Origin of the sequence: Kitasatospora atroaurantiaca (genome assembly GCF_007828955.1) — a bacterium.
Classification (GTDB): Bacteria; Actinomycetota; Actinomycetes; order Streptomycetales; family Streptomycetaceae; genus Kitasatospora; species Kitasatospora atroaurantiaca.
This window is the reverse complement of the sequence record NZ_VIVR01000001.1, coordinates 6,637,510-6,658,421: the sequence shown is the minus strand read 5'-3', so window position 1 is coordinate 6,658,421 and position 20,912 is coordinate 6,637,510. Positions and strand designations below refer to the sequence as shown.

The window sequence follows — 20,912 nt, the reverse complement described above, 5'->3', positions numbered from 1 at the left end:
CGAGGACCACCTCGCTCCTAGCGTGGCAGACATGCCGATCTCCGACACCGCCTCGGGCAGTCTGCGCGCCGCGACCGCCATGACCCTGCTGGGCTGCTCGACCGGGGCCACCGCCGCTCTCACCGACTATCCACTGCTCGGCGGCCAGGCCGCCCGGTACCTGCTCGCCGCCCTGATCCTGGTGCCCATCGCCCTGCGGGCCGGGCGGCTCACCCCTCGGTTGAGCGCCTCGGAGCTGGGCCGGCTGGTGGTGCTGGCCGGGACGGGGCTGTTCGCGTTCAACGTGCTGCTGGTCCAGGCCCTGCGCGACACCGATCCGGCGGCGGTGGGCAGCGTGGTGGGCTGCACCCCGCTGCTGCTCACCGTGCTCGGGCCGCTGTTGGAGCGGCGCCGCCCTCGGCTGCGCCTGGTCGCGGCGGCCGGCGTGGTGGTCGCCGGGGCGGCCGTCACCCAGGGCTTCAGCTCGGGCGGTCCGGCCGGGTTCGCGTACGCGCTGGGGACGCTCGCCTGCGAGGCGGCGTTCTCACTGGTCGCCCTGCCGCTCCTCCCCCGGCTCGGTCCGGTCCGGGTCTCGGCGTACGTCACGGTGCTCGCGGTCCCGATGTTCGCGCTCGCGGGGCTGGCCGTGGACGGCTCCGCCCTCCTGCGCCGGCCGAGCGGCGCGGAGCTGGGCGCGCTCCTCTACCTCGGGACTGTCCTGACCGTCATCGCGTTCCTGCTCTGGTACGCGGCATTGGGCCGGCTCGGTGCCGAACGCGCGGGACTGTTCGCGGGGTTGATCCCGGTGACCGCCGCCCTGTCCGGAGCCGCGGTCGGCGCCGGGGCGCTCCACCCGGGCGAGCTGCTCGGCACCCTGCTGGTCGGTCTCGGCGTGTGCCTCGGGGTCGCCCCCGGGGTCACGGCGTCCCGCGGCCTGCCGGGTCGGCGGAGGCCTGCTGCCGCAGCCGATCGAAGGCGGCCGGTGCCGTCCGCCGGCCCAGGTACTCCTTGACGAGCAGCGCGCGGTCCTCGGCGCTAGTGGTGCCGGTGTCGACCTCGACGTCGTAGACGCCGTGGGCGTGCACCCGCTCGACCTGGAACGCCGCCAGGCCGGGCATGATCCGGTCAAGGATCACTGAAGCGGATGCCGGGCCGGGGAGAGGATGGTGAACCTGACAGAGCAACACCTCGTCGGCAGTCATCCCGGTTAGTGTGCAGGCATGTTGAATGCCACGGTGGTCGACCGGTATCTGCGGCGCCTCGGTGTGCCCGATCCCGGGGAGCCGTCGGTGGCGGCGCTGCGCGCGCTGCACGGGCCCACGTCGAGCGCATACCGTACGAGACCCTGGAGATCCTCCTGGCGCGGCCGACCACGGTCTCCCCGCAGGAGTCGATCGACCGCATCCTGCGGGGGCGCGGCGGCTACTGCTTCCACCTCAACGGCGCCTTCGCGACGCTGCTCGACGCACTCGGCTACCAAGTCCGTTGGCACGTCGGCGGGGTGCAGGTGGACGCCGCGACGCCTGCCGGGGCCAACGGCAACCACCTGGCGCTGACGGTGGACTGCGAGGGCGAGGCCTGGTTCGTCGACGTCGGGCTCGGTGAGGGCCTGCACGAGCCGCTGCCGCTGCGCGAAGGGACGTACCGGCAGGGGCCGTTCACCTTCGGGCTCGTGCCGTCGACGGCCGAACCGGGCGGATGGCGGCTCGACAACGACCCTCAGGGCGGCTTCCCCGGGATGGACTTCCGGCCCGAGCCCGCCGGGCCCGCCGACTTCACCGAGCAGCACGACTGGCTCTCGACCTCCCCGGACTCGCAGTTCGCCCGCTTCCCCTGCGCGTTCCGGCGGGACGCCGACAGCATCGACGCCCTGCGCGGCTGCGTGCTGGTCCGGACGGACGGCACCGGCCGGTACAAGCGCGAACTCACCAACTCGGCGGAGTGGTTCGCGGTTCTGCGCGACACCTTCGGGCTGGCCCTGCCGGATGTCGGCCCGGCCGAGCGGGAAGCCCTCTGGCGGCGGACCGCCGCCGCCCACCTGGCATGGAAGGAAGAGCTGCCGCAGCATGCGTAGCGCACCGGTCACCCCGAACGGCGATGTCATCCGCTGGGTCGAACTCCCCGGCACCGGGCCCACCCAGGGCCCCGGCCAACGGCCCGCGCGGGTGTACGTGCACGGGCTCGGGGTGAGCTCGCCCGCGTACTTCACCGAGGCCGCCCTGCACCCCTTGCTCGCCGGGCGGAGGTCACTCCTGGTCGACCTGCTCGGCTTCGGTCTCAGTGACCGCCCCACAGACTTCGACTACACCCTCGAGTCGCACGCCGACGCGCTGGCCGAGGCGCTCACCGCCGGCGGTGCCGAGGGCGCCGAGGTGATCGGCCACAGCATGGGCGGCTCGATCGCCGTCGTGCTCGCCGCACGGCACCCGCACCTGGTGTCCGAGCTGGTCCTGGTGGACGCCAATCTCGACCCGATTCCGGAGCCCGGCCCGCCCGGGGCCGGGAGCAGCGGGATCGCGAGCTTCACCGAGGAGTCCTTCCTCGCCGGCGACTGGGAGCAGGTCCGCGCGGCGGTCGGCGCCCCATGGTGGTCGACCATGCGGCTGGCGGGCCTGGAGGCCCTGCACCGCAGCGCCGTCCACCTCACCCGGGCCACCGTGCCGACCATGCGCGAGCTGCTGCTCGACCTGAAGATCCCCCGCACCTTCCTGTACCCGGCGGCCGACGGCACGTTCCCGGGTACGGCGGGGCTCCTGGAGGCCGGGGTACGCATGGTGCCGATCCCGGACTGCGGTCACAACATCATGCTGGACAACCCGGACGCCTTCGCCCGGGCCGTCTCCGACGCGCTGGGCCGAGCGGAGCAGGAGGGTCGGTAACCCGTGAGTGGTCTCGAATCGCCTGGCCGTTGCGCCCTGTCTAGGCTGTCAGGCAATGACTGTCGACCGACGTACCGTGCTGCGTTCCACGGCCCGACTCGCCGCTCTGACCGCGACCGGGGCCCTGGCCTCCTCCGCCTGCGCCGACACCGCTGAGAAGACCGCCCAGGAGCCGGTGTCGTTCGCCGCCCGGGTCCAGCCGTCGCACCTCAGTACCGTCGGGCCCGTCGCGGCCGGCCTGCCCCCCACGCCCGCCGCACCGAGCCCGCCGGCCGGTGCCGCTCCCACGTCCGCCTCGCCGTCCGCGGCAACCGGGGCGACGGCCTCGCCGCCGCTGGCGGCCGGTACCCCGGACGAGGTGGTGAACGGTCCGCGCGACCGCCGCGAGGTGGCCCTGACCTTCCACGGCCAGGGCGACCCGGCACTGGCCACGGCGGTCCTGGTGGCCGCCGAGCAGCACGGCGCCCGGCTGACCGTGCTGGCCGTGGGCAGCTGGCTGGACCAGCATCCCGAGATCGCCCGGCGGATCCTGGACGGCGGCCACGAGCTCGGCAACCACACCCAGAACCACCTCGACATCTCCGCGATGCCCGCCGACCGGGCCCGTGCGGAGATCGCCCAGTGCGCCGAGCGGCTGCAACGGCTGACGGGCTCGATCGGGCGCTGGTTCCGGCCCTCGGCCGCGCAGTACGCCACCCCGATGGTGCGCGAGCAGGCCCGGCTGGTCGGCTACCAGCACTGCCTCTCCTTCGACGTCGACCCGCGCGACTACACCGATCCCGGCGCGGAGGTGGTGCAGCGTCGGGTGCTCAAGGCGGTGAGCGGCGGCTCGGTCGTCGCGCTGCACATGGGCCACCGCGGCACGGCGGACGCGCTGCCGGGCGTCCTGGACGGGCTGTCGCAGCTCGGCCTCCGCGCGGTGACCGCCAGTCAGCTCTGCGCATAACCTCTCTCGGCACAAGCCGCTGTCCGGTGCGGAGCGGGGCGTGCCATGCTCTGGCTCATGCGCTACATCATCATCGGGGCAGGGGCGATCGGCGGAACGATCGGCGCGCGGCTGTTCGAGAGCGGGCACGAGGTTCTCCTGATCGCACGCGGCGCGCACGGCACGGCGCTGAGAACCGGCGGGCTGCGCTTCTCCACCCCGGAGGGCGTACGGACGCTGCCGGTCCCGACGGCGGAGGGCTCCGGCTCCGTCGAGCTGCGCCACGGCGACGTCCTGGTGCTCGCGGTCAAGACCCAGCACTCCGAGGCGCTGCTCGCCGAATGGGCCGCGCTTCCGGTGGCGGGCGGCGGCACGGCCGGGGAGCTGCTGCCGCTGGTCTGCGCACAGAACGGCGTGGAGAACGAGCGGCTCGCCCTGCGGCGGTTCCGGCACGTCTACGGCATGTGCGTCTGGATGCCCGCAACGCACCTCGAGCCCGGCCGGGTGTCCGCCGCCGGCGCCCCGCTGAGCGGCATCCTGCACCTCGGCTGCTACCCGTCGGGCCGCGACGAGACCGTCGAGCAGATCTCGGCCGACCTCGAGAAGTCGGTCTTCGCGGCGCCCGTCACCGACGACGTGATGCGCTGGAAGTACGGCAAGCTGCTCGGCAACGTGGGCAACGCGCTGGAGGCGGTCGCCGGTCCGATCGACGGCGAGCTGCGCCTGGCGCTGTACGAGCGCGCCCAGGCCGAGTGCGAGGCGGTCCTGCAGGCCGCGGGCATCCCGTACGTCGGCACGCGGGAGCAGCGCGAGGCCCGCGGTTCCCGGGTCGAGCTGGTGCCTCTGGAGGGCCAGGAGCGCACCGGGAGCTCGTCCACCCAGAGCCTGGTCCGCGGCACCGGCTCGATCGAGGCGGATCACCTCAACGGTGAGGTGGTGCTGCTGGGCCGCCTGCACGGCGTGCCGACTCCGGTGAACGAGGCCCTGCAGCGGTGGGCGAACGAGTTCGCGCGTACGGGGCGGCCGGCGGGCAGCCTGCCGGAGGCCGAGCTGGCCGCCCTGCTCGGGGGCTGAGCTGCTCTCAGCCCAGGCGAGGGCCTCAGGCCATGGGGTCGTCGTCGCCGTACGGCCGCAGCCGCAGGGTGCGCGCGTCCGCCTCGCGGATGGCGTCCGCCTCGGCGACCAGGTGTTCCAGGTTGTCCCGGCCCGCGTGGATGAATCGCCCGTGCAGGGCGTCGAAGCGGCCGCGGGCGGTGTCCACGGCGACGGCGACCATGTAGGGGATGCTCGCCCACTCCTTCGTTTCGGCGAACATCGGCATCCCGGCCGTCATGTCGGTCGCACATGCGCCGGGGCTGATGTCGAGCACCACCACGTGGTGGGCGGCGAGCGAGTCGGCGATGTTGTCCGAGAGCTGCAGCAGCGCGCCCTTGGAGGTGGCGTACGCGGTGTAGTTCCCGTCCGGGCGGAGCGCGAAGCCGGAGTTGAGGTTGAGCACCCGGCCGCTGCGGCGCTGGACCATGCCGGGGAGCACGCTGCGCATCAGGTTGAACGGGCCGCGCAGGTTGGTCTCCACGACCTGCCACCACTGGTTGGCGTCCGCCTCCCAGAGGGGTACCTCGGCGCGGTCCACCTGGCCCGCGTTGTTGACCAGGAAGTCGACCGGCCCGAGGTCGCGCTCGACCGAGCGGACGGCCTCCCGGACGGCGCCCGGCCGGGTGACGTCGGCGGTCACGGCAACACCGCGGGCACCGTGGCGTACGCACTGCTTGAGGGTCTCGATCAGCGTGTCGTGCGTGCGCCCGAGCAGGCCGACCGCCATGCCCTCGGCAGCCAGGCCGATGGCGATCTCCCGGCCGATGCCCCGGCCCGCTCCGGTGACCAGCGCGACCTGTCCTACGAGCGATCCCGTCGGCATCCGTGCTCCCTCCTCGGTTGCTCCGCATTCTTTCGGGCAGGTCACCGGGCACGGATCGACCACACGGGCGAACGTGATCCATCTCATCCGATCGGCCCAGCCGAGGTCCGGGCGAACAGCCTGCACGTTCGGAGTAGTAACGTCGTCGGGGCGGCGCGCATGGCCACGACACCGCGCGCGCAGCCGTACGCACCCGGCTGGGCACCCCCAGCACCACCGTGAAGGGCAACTGAGTGAGTGACATCGCGCGCGTCGGAGTAGTCGGCTGCGGCCTCATGGGGTCGGGCATCGCTGAGGTCTTCGCCCGCTCCGGGCTGGACGTCCTGGTCTCCGAGGCCACCGGCGAGGCCCTCGAGTTCGGCCGCACCCGGCTGACCAACTCCCTCGACACGGCCGTCAGCCGCGGCAAGCTGACCCAGGAGCAGCGCGACGAGGCGCTCGGCCGGATCTCCTTCACCACCGAGCTGGCCGACTTCGCCGACCGCGACCTGGTGGTCGAGGCGGTGGCCGAGCGCGAAGACATCAAGATCAAGATCTTCCAGACCCTGGACCAGGTCATCGAGCGCCGGGACGCCATCCTGGCCTCCAACACCTCCTCCATCCCGATCGTGAAGCTGGCCGCCGCCACCTCCCGTCCGGAGCAGGTGATCGGCCTGCACTTCTTCAACCCGGCACCGATCCAGAAGCTGGTCGAGGTCATCCCGACCCTCACCACCTCCGCCGAGACCACCGCGCGCGTCGAGGCCTTTGCCGTGCAGGTGCTCGGCAAGGAGCCGATCCGCGCCCGCGACCGGGCCGGCTTCGTGGTGAACGCCCTGCTGGTGCCCTACCTGCTCTCCGCCGTCCGGATGTTCGAGTCGGGCGTGGCCACCGCCTCCGACATCGACAAGGGCATGGAGGCGGGCTGCGCCCACCCGATGGGTCCGCTGCGGCTGTGCGACCTGATCGGCCTGGACACCATCGTGTCCATCGCCGAGTCGATGTACGACGAGTACAAGGAGCCGCTGTACGCCGCTCCCCCGCTGCTCTCCCGGATGGTCGACGCGGGCCTGCTGGGCCGCAAGTCCGGCCGCGGCTTCTACGACTACACCGCGAGCGCCTGACCTTCCCATTCCCGGGATCACTCCCTGACGCCACGCCACAGGCAGAACGGCCCGGCCCAGACCGCGAGGTACTGGACCGGGCCGTTCTGACGTGCCATCGACTGGCCGCCGGCAGAGCATACGTAGGGATCCATTTCTCGCGTGGGTACCGGCACGTCTCGGGAATTTGACGACTCCGAGTGCCACAGTCGCCCAGTTTCAGAGTTGAAGCCCGAGGGCGAGGACGGCCTTGGCTGCTGACGTCAGCCAGTTCGGGCTGCATCGGGCGTGACGGAAGATCCGCCGGCGCTTGAGAGTGGCCACGCCGCGTTCGACGGGGTAGCGGAGTCCGGGCGTGGGCCCGGTCCGGCGATCTCTGCCCGGCGCTGAGGTCCTTGCGGGGCACGCGCCTGGCCGGCACGGCGAACGTTCCGCCCGCGCCGGCGTACGCCATGTCATACCGACTACCCGGCCGTCACCCGATCCGAGCCCACCCTGAGAGCTCACTGATTCGTCGCCACATCAAGACGGCGTCCCGTTGGCGCCCTTCGAGCTGCGCGACGACTGGACCGCCTTCTCCCGCCGCTACCAGTGCGAGAGTGGCAGGGATCAGCTCCACCCAGGCAAGCAGGCTCACGTCTAACTGCCGCCCACCGCATGACCGTTAGGACACAGACACGACAGCATTTCAAGGGACACGACCCATATCAAGCAAAAAGAAAGCCGACCGTCCATAAGGTGAACATCTGTCAAAAAATACAAGTGCCTGGTCAGGATGGGCCGTGACAGGCTCTCCGCACAGTGACCGCCGGGGGGCGGCCACCGGCTCAACAGGGGCGACGTGGCCACAGCCGACATCAAGGTGGACCCGGATGTCCTGCGCGCGGCACGGAGCAGCACGCATGACATCCCGCACGCGGCGGAGACCGGTGGACGGAAGGCCGGATCTCCCGGCCAGCCGGCCGCGGACGGTCTCACCTCCCAGCACCTCGAGCACGTCTGACCAAGAGCAACCATTTGCATCAGGAGGACCACTGTGCGAGTCCTGTTCACCGCCCCCGGGGCGGTCGGCCACATCTTCCCCGTGATCCCCACCGCGCTGGCCCTGCGGGCGGCCGGCCACGACGTCCTGTTCGCCGGTCAGCCCCCGATCGCGAGCCTGCGCAACACCGGACTGCCCGTCGTCGAGGTCGGCGACGGCAGCACCCTCAGGGAGGCCTTCGCCCGCGCCCTCCCGAAGGACGTCCGTTTCGCCGACCAGGAGCGGACGGAGGAGCAGACGAATGAACTGAGCGCCCTCGGTTTCGCCGAGCTCGGCCGGTCGACCATCGACGGCCTGCTGAAGGTCGCGGAGGGCTGGCGACCGGACATCATCGTGCACGAGTCCTTCCAGGGCGCCGCGCCGCTGGTGGCCGCCAAGCTCGGCATACCTGCCGTGGCGCACAACTTCGGGGTGACCTCGGGCGGGGTGGCCGCTCGCCTGCGCCGACTGCTCGCCGACGACTACCGCGCACACGGGGTTGAGGCGACCGCTCCGTCCACCGTCCTGGACGTCGTGCCGGCTTCGCTCGGCGGGGACGGCGGGGGCTGGCGCGTGAGGTACGTGCCGTACAACGGCGGCGGGACGATCCCCGCCGACCTGATCGGGCGCGGCACCAGGCCGCGGATCGCGGTGACGCTGGGCACGGTGTTCACCGAGTGGGAGGGCATCGTGCCCATCTCCCGCCTGATCGAGCAGGCGGGGGCGCTGGACGCCGAGATCCTGCTCGCCGTCGGCGACGAGGATCTCACGCCGCTCGGTACGCTGCCCGGCAACGTCCGGTCGCTGCCATGGGTGCCGCTGAGCCAGCTGCTCCAAGCCAGCGACGGCGTCGTCCACCACGGCGGCTCGGGCAGCATGATGACCGCCGCCGCGCTGGGCGTCCCCCAGCTGATCCTCCCCCAGGGCGCCGACAACTTCGCCAACGCCGCCGCCGGCCAGGCCAACGGCTTCGCACTGACCTCCAGCCTGGACGCCGTCGACACCGCCCTGCTCGACCGGCTGGTCACGGACGATGCCTTGCGGAAGTCGGCCGCGGCCATGAAGGCGGAGATCGACGCCCTCCCGTCCCCTGCCGACCTGGTTGCGAACTTCGAATCACTGAGCTCTTTCAGGGTGGGCTCGGATCGGGTGACGGCCTGGTAGCCGGTATGAGGGGAGAACGAACGAGGCTCCCGGGCGCTTGAGCGAGATGTCTCACGTCTCAACCAGCCAGCCAGGGAGCCTCGTTGGTCATCCATCCTGCCGCACTGGATCTGCCGCACCCGCTCGTCGAGTGGGTCACCATGCTCATCGTCACCCGCGAGGGCGACCGTCACCGGCGCGGGCGGAAAGTTCGCCGTGCCGGCCAGGCGCGTGCCCCGCAAGGACCTCAGCGCCGGGCAGAGATCGCCGGACCGGGCCCACGCCCGACTCCGCTACCCCGTCGAACGCGGCGCGGCCACTCTCAAGCGCCGGCGGATCTTCCGTCACGCCCGATGCAGCCCGAACTGGCTGACGTCAGCAGCCAAGGCCGTCCTCACCCTCGAGCTTCAACTCTGAAAGGCCCACTGGATGGTCGAGCCCTTGGTCGCCCCTCGGTTTTCTGGTGGCCCTGCTCAATGATCGACCCGGCTGGTCCGCAACACTCGGCATGACGTCGCATCACGGCGCTGTCCATGTCGGGATTTACCCTGGCCGCATGATCAATGGTGGGCACGTCGTCATCTACAGCCGTGACGCGGAAGCGGACAGGGCCTTCTTCAGGGATGTGCTGGAGTATCCGCATGTCGATGCGGGAGGCGGCTGGCTGATCTTCAAGCTTCCGCCGACCGAGGTCGCCGTGCATCCCACGGACGGCCCGGAGTCGCAGGAGCTCTATCTGATGTGCGACGACGTCGACGCAACCATGAAGAGCCTGGCTGCGAAGGGAGTGGAATTCACGCAGCCGGTCACTGACGCACGCTGGGGACGGCTGACCAGGCTCCGCCTGCCGGGCGGTGGCGAGGTGGGAATGTACGAGCCCCGCCACGAGCGGGCGACCGATCTGTGAGGCACCCCGGCGCCGGGGAATCCTGGATGGCCGGGTCACCGACGACGCGTCGGTGACCGGGTCAACCGTCCGAGCAGAGCCACCGGATCAGAAGCGAAGGACGTAACGCTTCTGCCAGGGGGTTTCGACGGCCCGGGTGTCGTAGTTCCGGCGGACGAAGTCCACTGCCTCGCCGGCCGGTACTCCGTCCAGGACGGCGAGGCAGGCCAGGGCTGTGCCGGTTCGGCCACGGCCTCCGCCGCAGGCGATCTCGACGCGTTCGACGGCTGCCCGAGCCCACGCCTCGCCGAGGATGCCCTGAGCCTGCGCGTGGCTGCTGGGCAGCCAGAAGTCCGGCCATCGCAGCCACCGGACCTCCCAGGGGACCGCCGGAGGCTGCTTGCCGAGCAGATGGACGGCGAAGGTGGGCGTCGGGCCGGGCGGAAGCGGTCGGCGAAGCGCGCGACCCCGGACCAGGCGCCCGGAGGGCAGGCGCAGAACACCGGTGTCAGTAGCGTTCCAGGTTTCGGTCACCCGCCCACCGTAGTTGCCGGGGCGCGGAACCCGCCGCCGTCAGGCCTCGTACCGCCAGACCTTGTCGTCCCCGGCCAGAGCCGAGGCGGTCCGATGAGTCTGCACCGAGAGGCACCGACAGAAGAGAACTGACGGCACGACACCGACGCTGATCCCGGGGCGGCTTGGCACCGGCGGGGTTGTCGTTGTGCCGCCAGAAATTAACCTCCCGGGTCTACCCGCGTAAACCGGGGCGGGCCCATCATGACTGGGCACCGCGCACCCGAGTGTCTCGGGTTCCAACACCCTTACTCAGACCCGGAGTTACGCATGCCCAGGTTTCGTCATGCCCACCGGGCGGCCGCCGCTGCCGGCGCCCTGCTGCTCGCCGCGATATCCCTGCTGACAGGTGCCTCCCCCGTCCAGGCCGCCACCGGCACGTACTCGCTCGTCACCTTCCCCGACCAGAGCCACAGCGCCGTCTACGACTTCATCAACTCCGCCACCACGTCGGTGGATGTGACGATCTACGAGCTCCGCGACAGCAGCGCCGTCACCGCACTGGTGAACCGTCAGAAGGCGGGCGTGAAGGTCCGGGTGATCCTGGACGCGAAGCACACCTCCATCAACGGCTCGGCCTACTCCACGCTCAAGGCCGCCGGCGCCGGAGTGACCTACTCCTCCTCGGCATTCGTGTACACCCACCAGAAGACGATCACGGTGGACGCGGCCAAGTCGCTGATCCTGACCGGAAATCTGGATGCGACCTACTACTCGACCGGCCGGGACTTCGGCGTCTTCGACACCGATGCCAACGACGTGGCCGCGATCGAGCAGGTCTTCAACGCCGATTACGCCAAGACCTCGATCACGCCGTCCGACGGCGACAACCTGGTCTGGTCGCCGACCGACTCGCAGAGCCGGCTGCTGGCGCTGATCAACGGCGCTCAGCACTCCCTCGACCTGGAGCAGCTGGAGTTCGGCGACGCCGCGCTGGTGAACGCCATCGTCGCGGCGGAGAACCGTGGCGTGGCGGTCCGGGTGGTGGGCATGTACCCGGACAGCTACGGGAGTTACTTCGACCAGGTGGTCGCGGCCGGCGGCTCGGTCGTGACGTACTCCTCGACCGGCGGGCTCTACATCCACGCCAAGACCATCGTCGCCGACCACGGCACCGCGACCGCCAAGGTCTTCGCCGGCTCGGAGAACTTCTCCGACAACTCGCTCAACCACAACCGCGAACTCGGCCTGATCATCAGCGACTCGGGCGTCCTGAACGGCATCGAGTCCACCTTCGCCACGGACTTCGCCAACGGCACGGCCTACTGAGAAGAGCAGGCCCGAAAACGGTGACGGGGCCCGGGAGACGTATCCAGCTCCCGGGCCCCTCGTTTGCCACCCAATTGCTCGCGCCAGCACGTTTAAGAGCTGCGGATCATTCTCAGAGCGTAGTGTTCTACCTTTGAACAACCGTGCCATGGAGAGGCACGGGCGGGACTTGAACCCGCACCCGACGCTTTCCGTCCGCCCTCGGTCGATCTGGCGCTCGGCGGCGAATACTGAGACTGGAGCGAGAATCTGAGTTTCAGGGGCTGCCTCTACCCTTGGGCCACCCCGGCGTGATGTGCCGGGGGGAGGATTCGAACCTCCACCGTTACCCCTTGTTCAGCTTCAACATCAGTATCAGCTTGCGCTCTTCGCGCACCCCTCGCTCGCACGAGGGGCGATCATGAGGCTACCCGAACAGGTAGCCGAACACCGCATCACCGGCCAGCTTGTCGGTGACCACCGAACCGTTCGCCTCCTCACGGGCGAACTGCACGGCCCGCTGGAGCTTCTCGACCCGCTCCAGCAGTTCGTTGACCCGTCGGGCGGGCAGCGCGCCGGAGAACTTCACGGTGGTCCAGTAACCGACCGCGACATCCTCGTAGTAGACCTCGACCTGGGCCGGGTGCTTCTCGGTCGCCTCGGCCTTCACGTGGTTGCGCGGGACCTTCTTGGTCCGGATGGTCCGCACCGCGTCCGTCTTCCACGAGTCGGTGGAAGGGTCGAGGTTCCAGGACTCCGAGGCGTCCAGCACGGGGAGCTTGCGGACGAAGGTGTGCAGGTCGGTGAGCTGCTTCTCGAGGAACAGCAGATAGGTCACCGGCACCTCCTTCAGCAGCGGGCGCCCGTCCACCACGACGTCGGCCCGGGCCTCGCAGTTCGCCCAGTCCTTGGTGGCGGTCACGTCGAACAGACGGGTGAGCGAGGCGGCGGTGCTCCGCAGGATGTCCTCGGCCTTGACCTGGACCCGGGTGGACTCCGGGGGCAGCTGCTCGCCCTCCTCGTCCTTGGGCTGGTACGTCCGCGAGATGCCGGCCAGCAGGGCGGGCTTCTGGAGGTCGTGATGAGCCTGCGTAAGCTCCTGGAAGGACTTCGACTTGACGCCCTTTTCGACCGCGATGATCTGATTCAGCTTTGCCACGTCGAGCAAGCTATCAGCCCCGCCGTCGAGTTGCCGCTCATTTGTTCGCCCGGGGGGAAAGGCGGGAGGCGGAGGGCTGAGCCGACCACCTCCCGGCCGTCGGCTCAGCTGTTGATGGCGTACGGGTCGCCGTAGACCTTCCACTTCAGCGGCGGGTTCAGGTCGAAGTTGCCCGCCTTCAGGAAGACCCGCTGCTCGGTGTCGACCCTGCTGGTGTCGGAGTGTGCCTCCTCCGTCTTCATGGCGGCCTTGCGGGCGTCCAGGAATGCGTTCAGGTACGTGGCCTCGTCGCCGCCCTGGGCGGGGGTCTTGGCCTTCTTCATGGCGGTCCTGCGGATGCCGCCGAAGCTGGTCGAGTCGGTGCCGGGGCCGTGCATCACGATGGCGTCGTAGTAGATGAACTGGCCGAGCGCGCGCAGCCCGTCGGACTTCGCCTGGTTGACGGAGGGGTTGAAGTAGACGCGGTCCCGCTCGTCGTTCTGGGCCTGCTGGAAGACGGTGTCCTTGGCGGCCGTGGCCCAGTCCTTGGTGAAGGCGCTGCCGAGGCCGGAGTGCGACTCGCTGCCGTTGACCTTCTTCAGCGCGGGCAGGTACTTGGCGAGGATGTTGCCGGGCTTCAGGTCGGTGTAGTGCTCGACGAGTTCGAGCATGTCACCGGTGCCGGAACAGAAGCCGATGATGCCTGCGGTGTAGCCGCGGCCGTCACCGATGTCCTCGATGTACTTGTACTGGGCCTTCCAGTCGAGCGAGGAGTTCTCGGCGCTGGAGACGAGCTCCATCGCGATCTCCTTCTTGTGCGGGTCGTCCAGGCCGACCGAGGCGACCTGCACCTGGGCGGCGTGGCCCATCCCGGCGGTCGCGAGGGTGGCGGGTATGACGCAGAGGAGGACGGCGATGGCGGTGCGGGCCGTCCGGTGGTGCGACTTCATCTGACGCTCCGGCTTCTGTCGTCGCGGGCATGGGGGTACTGCCCGGTGAGAGTTAGGAAACTTTCCTAACTGATTGAAGCGCTCGACACCCGTACTCCGCAAGAGTCTTGTCCCGTGCATGTTGGATTCCGGCCTCGAGCAGCCGGAGGCCACATGGCTCAGTACCTTTTGACACCAAATGTCGTGCCTATCACCATCGGGTGGGCGGGCAACCACGGGAGACTTCGATGACGCGCGGGCCGAGTGACACCCCCGAGCAGGAGTTCGTCGAGGCCACCGTCGAGCTCCGGGACGGCACGGACGCCGACGAACTGGTCGAGTGGTGCGCCGGTCACGGCATCGACGTCCTGCCGATGTCCGCCGGCGCACTCCTCACCGGGCCGGCCTTTCGGTTCGAGGAGGCGTTCGGCATGAGCCCCGGCGGCCGCTCGCGTCCCCTGACGCTGCCGGTTCCGCAGGACCTGCGGGAGACCGTGCAGAGCGTCACCGTGCTGCCGATCCCTGAACTCCATACCGGTGACAGCCCATCAGCCCGGCGCCCGAGCCCCGGCGAACCCCCGGAGAAGACATGACGATTCCTGCGATCCTGAGAACCGGTCAACCTGCCCCCGAGACGGTGTTCGGCTATGTGTCGGCACAGTCGCAGGGCGGGGTTCCCGTGACCGACGCAAGCGCGTTCGACTCGGCCGAACCGTTCCGCGCCGACGGCAGCACACTGGACCGTGCCAGACGGCATGCGGAGGAGGCGGGCCTGACGGTCACCGCCGAGAGCCGACTGGGGTTCACGACCGCCGGTCCGCCCGCCGCGTACGAGGAGCTGACCGGCGGTCGGATCGAGTCGTACGAGGCGCTGCAACGTGTACAGGGCGGGAACGTCCGCTATGTCACCCATCTCGACATCGTCGGCACCGGCCAACCCAGCGATCTCGGGGTGGGTACCGCGCGGGGCGCCGACGCGATCGAGGCGGTCGTGCTGGAGCAGCCTCGCTCGCTCCACCACCTGTCCCCCTCGCCGCAGCCCCCGAACGTGGACAAGTTCCACCTGAGGCTCCCCGGGGACGTGGCCATGCTGCTCGGCGCCACACCCGCGCACGCGAACGGCGACGTGGGCGCCGGCGTGACGGTCGCCATGGTCGACACGGGACAGTACGCGCACACCTACTTCACCGTGCACGGGTACCGCGTCAACCCCACCGTCACCCTCGTGCCGGGTACCAGCCCCGCGAAGGACCCGGTCGGGCACGGAACCGGGGAGTCGGCCAACATCTTCGCCGTGGCACCCGGCGCGACGCTGCAGCCCTACCGGGTCAGCAACGCGCGCGGCCAGCTGACCAGCGCCGTCGCAGGCTTCCTCAAGGCGAAGAGCGGCCGCCCACAGGTGATCACCAACTCGTGGGGCGGCGACCTCGACTTCCCGCCCGCCGGACCCCTCCCTGCGGCGTACCGCGCCTGGGTCATGGAGATCCTCGACGCCGTGGAACAGGGGATCGTGGTCGTCTTCTCGGCGGGGAACGGCCAGTTCTCCGTCGAGCCGCAGGTCCCCGGTGTCATCTCCGCCGGAGGCGTGTTCGCCGGTCACGGCCTGGACCTCCGGGCCTCCGACTACGCGAGCGGGTACACCAGCCCGTGGTTCCGCGGTGTCGTCGTCCCCACCGTCTGCGGCCTGGTGGGCATGCGGCCGCGAGCCCAGTACCTCATGCTTCCCATCCCGCCCGGCTGCGAGATCGACATCACCGAGAGCCAGTCGAGCGACGGCCAGCTGCCGGACACCGGCGACGGCACCCGGCCGGACGACGGCTGGGCCCTGTTCTCGGGCACCTCCGCGGCCGCCCCGCAGATCGCCGGCGCCGCCGCGGTGCTGCTGGGCGCCCGGCCCGGGCTCACGCCTGCGCAGGTCGCCACGGCGCTCGCGAAGACCGCCACCGACATCACCGTCGGCCGCAACCACCCCAGGTACAACAAGTCGGCCGTTCGGGGGTTCGACGAGGCCACCGGCCCGGGACTGGTGAACGTCGCCGCTGCGCTGGCCTTCGTGCGCGCCAACTTCTGACGGAGCAGCACACCGCCCCGCCGGATGGATCCGGCGGGGCGGTGTGCTGCTCCGAAAAGGACGAACCGCGTCAGGCGCCGCGCAGCACCGCGCCCGTACGCGCCGTGGCGGCCGCCACGGCCGACTCACGGGCGGCCGAGGCCTCGTCGGCCGTCAGCGTGCGGTCCGCCGCGCGGAAGCGCAGCGTGTATGCCAGCGACTTCTTGCCCTCGCCCGCCTGCTCGCCGGTGAAGACGTCGAACAGCCGGATGGACTCGAGGAGTTCGCCCGCACCGTCACGCAGCGCGGTCTCCACCTCGGCGGCCGGGACGGCCGAGTCGACGATCAGCGCCACGTCCTGGGTGGCCACCGGGTAGGCGGACACGGCGGGGCCGCTGACCCGCTGCTCGCCGTCGGCGGCCAGCAGGTCGAGGTCGATCTCCATCGCGCTGGTGCGCTCCGGCAGGTGCAACGCCTTGATGACCCGCGGGTGCAGCTCGCCGGCGTACCCGACGACCCGCTCGGTGCCGGCCACGACCAGCTCCGCGCAGCGGCCCGGGTGCCACGGGGCACGCTGGGCCTGGCGGACCGTCAGCTCCACGCCTGCGGCGCGGGCGACCGTACGGGCCGCCTCGACGGCGTCCGCCCAACCGGCCTGCGCGCCCTTGGCCCACCAGCCGGACGGCAGCCGCTCACCCGCGAGGGCGACGGCGACCCGGCGCGGCTGGTCCGGCAGCGCCGCGTTGAGCTCGGCGATCTCCGCCTCGCTCGGACGGCGGTCGACGGGCAGCCGCGGCGCGACCCTCAGCTCCTCCTTGGGGAGGAAGACCGTGCCGGTCTCGAAGATGGCCAGGTCGGTGTTGCCCCGGCCGATGTTGCGCCGCAGCGCGCCGAGCAGGCCCGGCAGCAGCGTGGTGCGCAGCGCCGGCTCCTCGTCGCTGAGCGGGTTGACCAGCTTGACCGTACGGCGGCGCTCGTCGTCCTTCTCCAGGCCGAGCGCGTCGAGAACGGCCTCCCCGATGAACGGGTAGTTGTTGACCTCGACGTAGCCCGCGCCGGCCAGCGCGACACCGGTACGGCGGTGGAAGCGCTGGGCATCGGTGAGGCCGCGGCCCGGCGGGACGGTGGGCATCCGGGCGGGCACGTTGTCGTAGCCCTCCAGGCGGATGACCTCCTCCGCGAGGTCGTACGGGTCGGTGAGGTCGGGGCGCCAGGTCGGCGGGGTGACCTCCAGGATGTCGGCGCCCGCGACGGTGCAGCCGATCTCCTGCAGGCGCCGCGTGACGGTCTCGCGGCCGTACACGGTGCCCGCGACCCGGTCCGGCAGGTCCGCGTCGATGGCGATGGTGCGCAGCGGGTGCGGGGCCGCGATGTCGGTGACCCCGGCCTCGGCGGTGCCGCCGGCGATCAGGACCAGCAGGTCCACCGCGCGCTGGGCGGCGGCCCGGGCCGCCTCCGGGTCGACGCCGCGCTCGAAGCGCTTGGACGCCTCGGAGGGCAGCTTGTGCCGCTTGACCGCGCGGGCGATGGTGACCGGCTCGAAGTGTGCGGCCTCGATGATGACCTCGGTGGTGCCCGGCCCGGCGGCCGCGTCGAGGATCTCGGTGGAGGAGCCGCCCATGACACCGGCGAGCCCGATCGGCCCGCTGTTGTCGCAGATCAGCAGGTCCTCGGTGGAGAGCTTGCGCTTCACCCCGTCGAGGGTGGTGAGGGTCTCGCCCTCCTCCGCCCGGCGGACCTGGATCGGGCCGTCGACCCGGCTGCGGTCGTAGGCGTGCAGCGGCTGACCGACCTCCAGCATCACGTAGTTGGTGATGTCGACGGTCAGCGAGATCGGCCGGATGCCCGACTTCTGCAGGCGGCGCTGCAGCCAGATCGGCGACTGCGCGGTCGGGTCGACGCCGGTGACCGTACGGGCCACGAAGCGGTCGCAGCCGGCCGGGTCGGCGACCTTGACCAGGTAGCCGTACGCGTTGGCCGGGGGCACGTCCAGCAGCGCCGGGTCGGCCAGCGGCAGCCCGTACGCGGCGGCGGCCTCGCGGGCCACACCGCGCATGGAGAGGCAGTAGCCGCGGTCCGGGGTGACGGCGATGTCCAGCACCTCGTCGACCAGCTCGAGCAGCTGGATCGCGTCGGTGCCGGGCTCGTGGTGGGACTCCAGGACGATGATGCCGTTGTGGTCGTCGCCCATGCCGAGCTCGCGGGCGGAGCAGATCATGCCGGCCGAGGTGTGGCCGTAGGTCTGCCGCGCGGCGATCGGGAAGGGGCCGGGCAGCACGGCGCCCGGGAGGACCACGACGACCTTGTCGCCGACGGCGAAGTTGGTCGCGCCGCAGACGATCTCCTGCGGCTCACCGGTGCCGTTGGCGGTACCGACGTTGACGAAGCAGTGCCGGATCGGCTTCTTGAAGCCGGACAGCTCCTCGATGGAGAGCACCTCGCCGACCACCAGCGGGCCCTTGAGGTCGGCGCCGATCTGCTCGACGGTCTCGACCTCCAGACCCGCGCGGATCAGCCGCTCCGCCACATCGCGGCCGGTCTCACTCACGGGGAGGTCGACGTACTCGCGCAGCCAGGAAAGAGGGACGCGCATCAGATCTCCATCCCGAACGGGAGGGTGAAGCGGACGTCACCCTCGACCATGTCGCGCATGTCGGCGACGTTGTGGCGGTTCATCAGGATTCGCTCCAGGCCCAGGCCGAAGGCGAACCCGCTGTAGCGGCTCGGGTCGACCCCGCAGGCGACCAGCACGCGCGGGTTGACCACGCCGCAGCCGCCCAGTTCGATCCAGCCCTCGGAGGAGCAGGTGCGGCAGGGCCGGTCCGGGTTGCCGACGCTCTCGCCGCGGCAGACGAAGCACTGCAGGTCGATCTCGGCGCTCGGCTCGGTGAACGGGAAGTACGAGGGCCGCCAGCGCAGCTCCAGGCCGTCGCCGATCAGCTTGGAGACCAGCTGCTCGATGGTGCCCTTGAGGTCGGCGAAGGTGATGCCCTCGTCCACCGCCAGGCCCTCGACCTGCCGGAAGACCGGGGTGTGGGTGGCGTCCAGCTCGTCGGTCCGGTAGACCCGGCCGGGGCAGACGACGTAGACCGGGGGCTCGCGGTCGAGCAGGGTGCGGGCCTGGACCGGGGAGGTCTGGGTGCGCAGCACGACGCCGGAGTCGGGCGAGCCGTCCGGGGCCTGGACGAAGAAGGTGTCCTGCATCGAGCGGGCCGGGTGGTCCTCGCCGAGGTTGAGGGCGTCGAAGTTGAGCCACTCGGCCTCCACCTCGGGGCCCTCGGCGACCTCGTAGCCCATCGCGATGAAGGTGTCCTCGATGCGCTCCGCGAGCGTGGTCAGCGGGTGCCGGGCGCCGCGCGGGGTGCGGTCGTACGGCAGGGTGACGTCCACCGCCTCCTCGACCAGCACGCGGGCGTCGCGCTCCGCCTCCAGCTCCACCTGACGCTTCGCCAGCGCCTGGTTGACGGCGCCGCGGGCCTGGCCGATCAGCTTGCCGGCCGCCGCCTTGGCGTGCGGGGGCAGCGCGCCGATCTCGCGGTTGGCGAGCGAGAGGGCCGACCGGTCGCCGGTGTGGGCGACCTTGGCCTGCTTGAGCTCGTCGAGGGTGCCGGCCGCGGCGAAGGCCGCGACGGCCTCGTCCCGGGCTCGCTCGACCTCTTCGGGCTTGAGTGCCTCGACCTCTACCGGGTCGTACGACTTATTGGGTGCCGACATCTCTATCTTTCCCGTGCTCCTGCTCGTCCGTGCTCAGGTAAAGGTCTTCGCCTCTGCGTTACGCACTGCGTGGCCGGGGCACGGGCAGCCGATCTCCGCAGGTGGAGGAAGGATGTCCGCGGCACCGCCGCGCAGGGCGTCCCACAACGCCAAAGGTCGAGTGTAGTCGCAGCCCGCAGAACGCCCGTCGCTGGAAGTACTCACAGCACGCTGTGCTTGTCGTTCATGCTCTTTCAGAGCATGCTGTGCTTGTCGTTCATACTCTTTCAGAGCATGAAGTCGGGCACTCCTGCGGGCAGGATAAATCGGAAGCGGGCGCCGCCGCCGGGCGCGCGGCTGATCCGGATGGTGCCGCCGTGGGCCTCGACGATGCCCTTGACGATATAGAGGCCCAGGCCGGTGCCGCCGCGCTTGGAGCCGCGCCAGAACCGGGTGAAGACGCGCGGCATCGACTCCTCGGGGATGCCGGTACCTTCGTCGCTCACGGTGACCGCAGTTCCTTCCAGGACCCTGGGCGGGGTGCCGGGACGCTCCCAGCCGGCCGCCTCCACCACTTCCTTGGCGGGCGCCAGCTCGATCGTGACAGTTCCCTCGCCGTGCCGCACCGCATTTTCCAGCAGGTTGGCCAGCACCTGGTCGATCTTGTCGGGGTCGGCCCAGAGCTGGGTGAGCGGCTCGGCGATCCGGATGTCGAAGCGCTCGGCCGGGATGCCGGCCGCCACCTTGCCGTCCACGTGCCGCCGCACGGCGGCCGCCAGGTCGACCACCTGCTTGCGGATCTCCAGCCGCCCGGCGTCGATCCGGGAGATGTCGAGCAGCTCGGCGATCAGCCGGGTGACCCGGTCCGCGTCCGCGTCGACGGTCTCGAGCATCACGCGCTTCTGGCCGTCGGTGAACCGCTCCCACTTGGCCAGCAGCGTCGCGGTGAAGCCCTTGACGCTGGTGAGCGGGGAACGCAGCTCGTGGGCCACGGTGGCGATCAGCTCGGCGTGGCTGCGCTCGGTACGGCGGCGCGCCTCGGTGCCGCGCAGCGCGACCACCACCCGGTGCACCGGGCCCTGCGGGCGCTCGCGGACGTAGCGGGCGGAGACCAGCACCTCACGGCCGCCGGGCAGTAAGAGGTTGCGCTCGGGCTGTCCGGTACGGGTGGCCAGGCCGCCGTACGGGTCGGTCAGCTTCCACCAGCGGCGGCCGTCCAGGTCCTCCAGCGGGAGCGCCTGCTCCAGCGAGGCCCCCAGGGCCGTACCGGGACCGATGCCGGTGATCCGGGCGGCGGCGCGGTTGAAGCAGACCACCGCACCGGACGCGTCGGCGATCACCAAGCCGTCCGGCAGGTCGTCCGGGTTCACCACAGAACCGCTGCCGACCATGGGCGTCCTCCCCGCTTACCCACCGTATCCGTGCCCCCACTGCCCGACCCTAGCGCC

At 70.8% G+C, this 20,912-nt stretch carries 21 protein-coding genes and 2 pseudogenes; 14 read left to right on the top strand and 9 right to left on the bottom strand.

The genetic code is table 11. The annotated features are described in order from the left end of the window. The first annotated feature begins 31 nt into the window (after window positions 1-31). Complete coding sequence (locus tag FB465_RS29885) at window positions 32-991, top strand: DMT family transporter (protein ID WP_145795552.1); 960 nt, start codon at window positions 32-34, stop codon at window positions 989-991. Here FB465_RS29885 and FB465_RS29880 read toward each other — a convergent pair. Then, window positions 897-1,097: a phosphotransferase-like protein gene (locus FB465_RS29880; RefSeq protein WP_246192919.1), complete on the bottom strand. Its 201-nt coding sequence runs from the start codon at window positions 1,095-1,097 to the stop codon at window positions 897-899. The two genes, FB465_RS29885 and FB465_RS29880, sit on opposite strands and share 95 nt — an antisense overlap. Before the next feature lie 92 nt (window positions 1,098-1,189). Here FB465_RS29880 and FB465_RS29875 point away from each other — a divergent pair, with 92 nt between their 5' ends. The 4 genes from FB465_RS29875 to FB465_RS29860 are packed head-to-tail and all read left to right on the top strand — an operon-like array spanning window position 1,190 to window position 4,857. Then, window positions 1,190-2,053 (top strand): arylamine N-acetyltransferase family protein, encoded by an 864-nt coding sequence (locus tag FB465_RS29875; RefSeq protein ID WP_211785885.1) that lies wholly within the window; start codon window positions 1,190-1,192, stop codon window positions 2,051-2,053. Continuing rightward, complete coding sequence (locus tag FB465_RS29870) at window positions 2,046-2,858, top strand: alpha/beta fold hydrolase (RefSeq protein WP_145795548.1); 813 nt, start codon at window positions 2,046-2,048, stop codon at window positions 2,856-2,858. Before FB465_RS29875 ends, FB465_RS29870 begins: the two co-directional genes overlap by 8 nt. A 55-nt stretch (window positions 2,859-2,913) precedes the next feature. Then, window positions 2,914-3,804, top strand: coding sequence for a polysaccharide deacetylase family protein (locus FB465_RS29865; RefSeq protein ID WP_145795546.1), 891 nt, complete (start codon window positions 2,914-2,916; stop codon window positions 3,802-3,804). A 57-nt stretch (window positions 3,805-3,861) separates the two neighbouring features. Then, window positions 3,862-4,857 carry a ketopantoate reductase family protein gene (locus tag FB465_RS29860; protein ID WP_145795544.1) on the top strand — a complete coding sequence of 332 codons (996 nt, stop codon included), beginning with the start codon at window positions 3,862-3,864 and terminating at the stop codon, window positions 4,855-4,857. Between the two features lie 25 nt (window positions 4,858-4,882). On the opposite strand, the gene FB465_RS29855 is transcribed toward FB465_RS29860, so the two are convergent. After that, window positions 4,883-5,701 (bottom strand): SDR family NAD(P)-dependent oxidoreductase, encoded by an 819-nt coding sequence (locus tag FB465_RS29855; protein WP_145795542.1) that lies wholly within the window; start codon window positions 5,699-5,701, stop codon window positions 4,883-4,885. Window positions 5,702-5,934: 233 nt separating this feature from the next. Here FB465_RS29855 and FB465_RS29850 point away from each other — a divergent pair, with 233 nt between their 5' ends. Then, window positions 5,935-6,804: a 3-hydroxybutyryl-CoA dehydrogenase gene (locus tag FB465_RS29850; RefSeq protein ID WP_145795540.1), complete on the top strand. Its 870-nt coding sequence runs from the start codon at window positions 5,935-5,937 to the stop codon at window positions 6,802-6,804. Between the two features lie 198 nt (window positions 6,805-7,002). On the opposite strand, the pseudogene FB465_RS38005 reads toward FB465_RS29850, so the two are convergent. Further along, window positions 7,003-7,134 (bottom strand): annotated as a pseudogene (locus tag FB465_RS38005) (IS5/IS1182 family transposase); the annotation flags it as partial. Window positions 7,135-7,624: 490 nt separating this feature from the next. On the opposite strand from FB465_RS38005, the gene FB465_RS36040 reads away from it, so the two are divergent. From FB465_RS36040 to FB465_RS29835, 5 genes and pseudogenes are all read left to right on the top strand, one after another. Further along, the gene (locus FB465_RS36040; RefSeq protein ID WP_170290720.1) at window positions 7,625-7,786 is read left to right on the top strand and encodes a hypothetical protein; all 162 of its coding nucleotides are present in this window, start codon (window positions 7,625-7,627) and stop codon (window positions 7,784-7,786) included. A 33-nt stretch (window positions 7,787-7,819) separates the two neighbouring features. Further along, complete coding sequence (locus FB465_RS29845) at window positions 7,820-8,968, top strand: nucleotide disphospho-sugar-binding domain-containing protein (RefSeq protein WP_145795538.1); 1,149 nt, start codon at window positions 7,820-7,822, stop codon at window positions 8,966-8,968. Between the two features lie 83 nt (window positions 8,969-9,051). Continuing rightward, a pseudogene (locus tag FB465_RS38000) lies at window positions 9,052-9,138 on the top strand (IS5/IS1182 family transposase); the annotation flags it as partial. A gap of 25 nt (window positions 9,139-9,163) precedes the next feature. Further along, the gene (locus FB465_RS29840) at window positions 9,164-9,364 is read left to right on the top strand and encodes a transposase family protein (RefSeq protein WP_145795536.1); all 201 of its coding nucleotides are present in this window, start codon (window positions 9,164-9,166) and stop codon (window positions 9,362-9,364) included. Window positions 9,365-9,410: 46 nt separating this feature from the next. Then, complete coding sequence (locus tag FB465_RS29835; RefSeq protein WP_246192917.1) at window positions 9,411-9,854, top strand: VOC family protein; 444 nt, start codon at window positions 9,411-9,413, stop codon at window positions 9,852-9,854. A gap of 87 nt (window positions 9,855-9,941) precedes the next feature. On the opposite strand, the gene FB465_RS29830 is transcribed toward FB465_RS29835, so the two are convergent. After that, complete coding sequence (locus FB465_RS29830; protein WP_145795534.1) at window positions 9,942-10,367, bottom strand: phosphatase domain-containing protein; 426 nt, start codon at window positions 10,365-10,367, stop codon at window positions 9,942-9,944. Between the two features lie 309 nt (window positions 10,368-10,676). On the opposite strand from FB465_RS29830, the gene FB465_RS29825 reads away from it, so the two are divergent. Next, window positions 10,677-11,675, top strand: coding sequence for a phospholipase D-like domain-containing protein (locus FB465_RS29825; protein WP_145795533.1), 999 nt, complete (start codon window positions 10,677-10,679; stop codon window positions 11,673-11,675). A gap of 406 nt (window positions 11,676-12,081) precedes the next feature. On the opposite strand, the gene FB465_RS29820 is transcribed toward FB465_RS29825, so the two are convergent. Beyond that, window positions 12,082-12,813: a DUF7873 family protein gene (locus tag FB465_RS29820; protein WP_145795531.1), complete on the bottom strand. Its 732-nt coding sequence runs from the start codon at window positions 12,811-12,813 to the stop codon at window positions 12,082-12,084. A 104-nt stretch (window positions 12,814-12,917) separates the two neighbouring features. Further along, complete coding sequence (locus tag FB465_RS29815; protein WP_425461267.1) at window positions 12,918-13,661, bottom strand: chitosanase; 744 nt, start codon at window positions 13,659-13,661, stop codon at window positions 12,918-12,920. A 308-nt stretch (window positions 13,662-13,969) separates the two neighbouring features. On the opposite strand from FB465_RS29815, the gene FB465_RS29810 reads away from it, so the two are divergent. Together FB465_RS29810 and FB465_RS29805 are read left to right on the top strand one after the other, a co-directional pair. Continuing rightward, window positions 13,970-14,314 (top strand): hypothetical protein, encoded by a 345-nt coding sequence (locus FB465_RS29810; protein WP_145795528.1) that lies wholly within the window; start codon window positions 13,970-13,972, stop codon window positions 14,312-14,314. Window positions 14,315-14,400: 86 nt separating this feature from the next. After that, window positions 14,401-15,792, top strand: coding sequence for a S8 family serine peptidase (locus tag FB465_RS29805; protein WP_246192916.1), 1,392 nt, complete (start codon window positions 14,401-14,403; stop codon window positions 15,790-15,792). 70 nt (window positions 15,793-15,862) lie between these two features. Here the strand turns inward: FB465_RS29805 and pheT are convergent, their stop codons facing one another. The 3 genes from pheT to FB465_RS29790 all read right to left on the bottom strand — a co-directional run bounded on the left by pheT (window position 15,863) and on the right by FB465_RS29790 (window position 20,855). Further along, complete coding sequence (gene pheT, locus FB465_RS29800) at window positions 15,863-18,364, bottom strand: phenylalanine--tRNA ligase subunit beta (RefSeq protein WP_145795524.1); 2,502 nt, start codon at window positions 18,362-18,364, stop codon at window positions 15,863-15,865. Then, the gene (gene pheS / locus FB465_RS29795; RefSeq protein WP_145795522.1) at window positions 18,364-19,485 is read right to left on the bottom strand and encodes a phenylalanine--tRNA ligase subunit alpha; all 1,122 of its coding nucleotides are present in this window, start codon (window positions 19,483-19,485) and stop codon (window positions 18,364-18,366) included. The genes pheT and pheS overlap by 1 nt, the downstream gene beginning before the upstream one ends. 266 nt (window positions 19,486-19,751) lie before the next feature. Beyond that, window positions 19,752-20,855: a sensor histidine kinase gene (locus FB465_RS29790; protein WP_145795520.1), complete on the bottom strand. Its 1,104-nt coding sequence runs from the start codon at window positions 20,853-20,855 to the stop codon at window positions 19,752-19,754. Window positions 20,856-20,912 lie beyond the last annotated feature (57 nt).

Coding starts and splice junctions, on each gene's coding strand:
- FB465_RS29855 (WP_145795542.1), bottom strand. CDS start 5,701: ATGCCGACGGGATCGCTCGTAGGACAGGTCGCGCTGGTCACCGGAGCG.
- FB465_RS29865 (WP_145795546.1), top strand. CDS start 2,914: ATGACTGTCGACCGACGTACCGTGCTGCGTTCCACGGCCCGACTCGCC.
- FB465_RS29860 (WP_145795544.1), top strand. CDS start 3,862: ATGCGCTACATCATCATCGGGGCAGGGGCGATCGGCGGAACGATCGGC.
- FB465_RS29790 (WP_145795520.1), bottom strand. CDS start 20,855: ATGGTCGGCAGCGGTTCTGTGGTGAACCCGGACGACCTGCCGGACGGC.
- FB465_RS29825 (WP_145795533.1), top strand. CDS start 10,677: ATGCCCAGGTTTCGTCATGCCCACCGGGCGGCCGCCGCTGCCGGCGCC.
- FB465_RS29810 (WP_145795528.1), top strand. CDS start 13,970: ATGACGCGCGGGCCGAGTGACACCCCCGAGCAGGAGTTCGTCGAGGCC.
- FB465_RS29870 (WP_145795548.1), top strand. CDS start 2,046: ATGCGTAGCGCACCGGTCACCCCGAACGGCGATGTCATCCGCTGGGTC.
- FB465_RS29885 (WP_145795552.1), top strand. CDS start 32: ATGCCGATCTCCGACACCGCCTCGGGCAGTCTGCGCGCCGCGACCGCC.
- pheT (WP_145795524.1), bottom strand. CDS start 18,364: ATGCGCGTCCCTCTTTCCTGGCTGCGCGAGTACGTCGACCTCCCCGTG.
- FB465_RS29880 (WP_246192919.1), bottom strand. CDS start 1,097: ATGCCCGGCCTGGCGGCGTTCCAGGTCGAGCGGGTGCACGCCCACGGC.
- FB465_RS29815 (WP_425461267.1), bottom strand. CDS start 13,661: ATGGGCCACGCCGCCCAGGTGCAGGTCGCCTCGGTCGGCCTGGACGAC.
- pheS (WP_145795522.1), bottom strand. CDS start 19,485: ATGTCGGCACCCAATAAGTCGTACGACCCGGTAGAGGTCGAGGCACTC.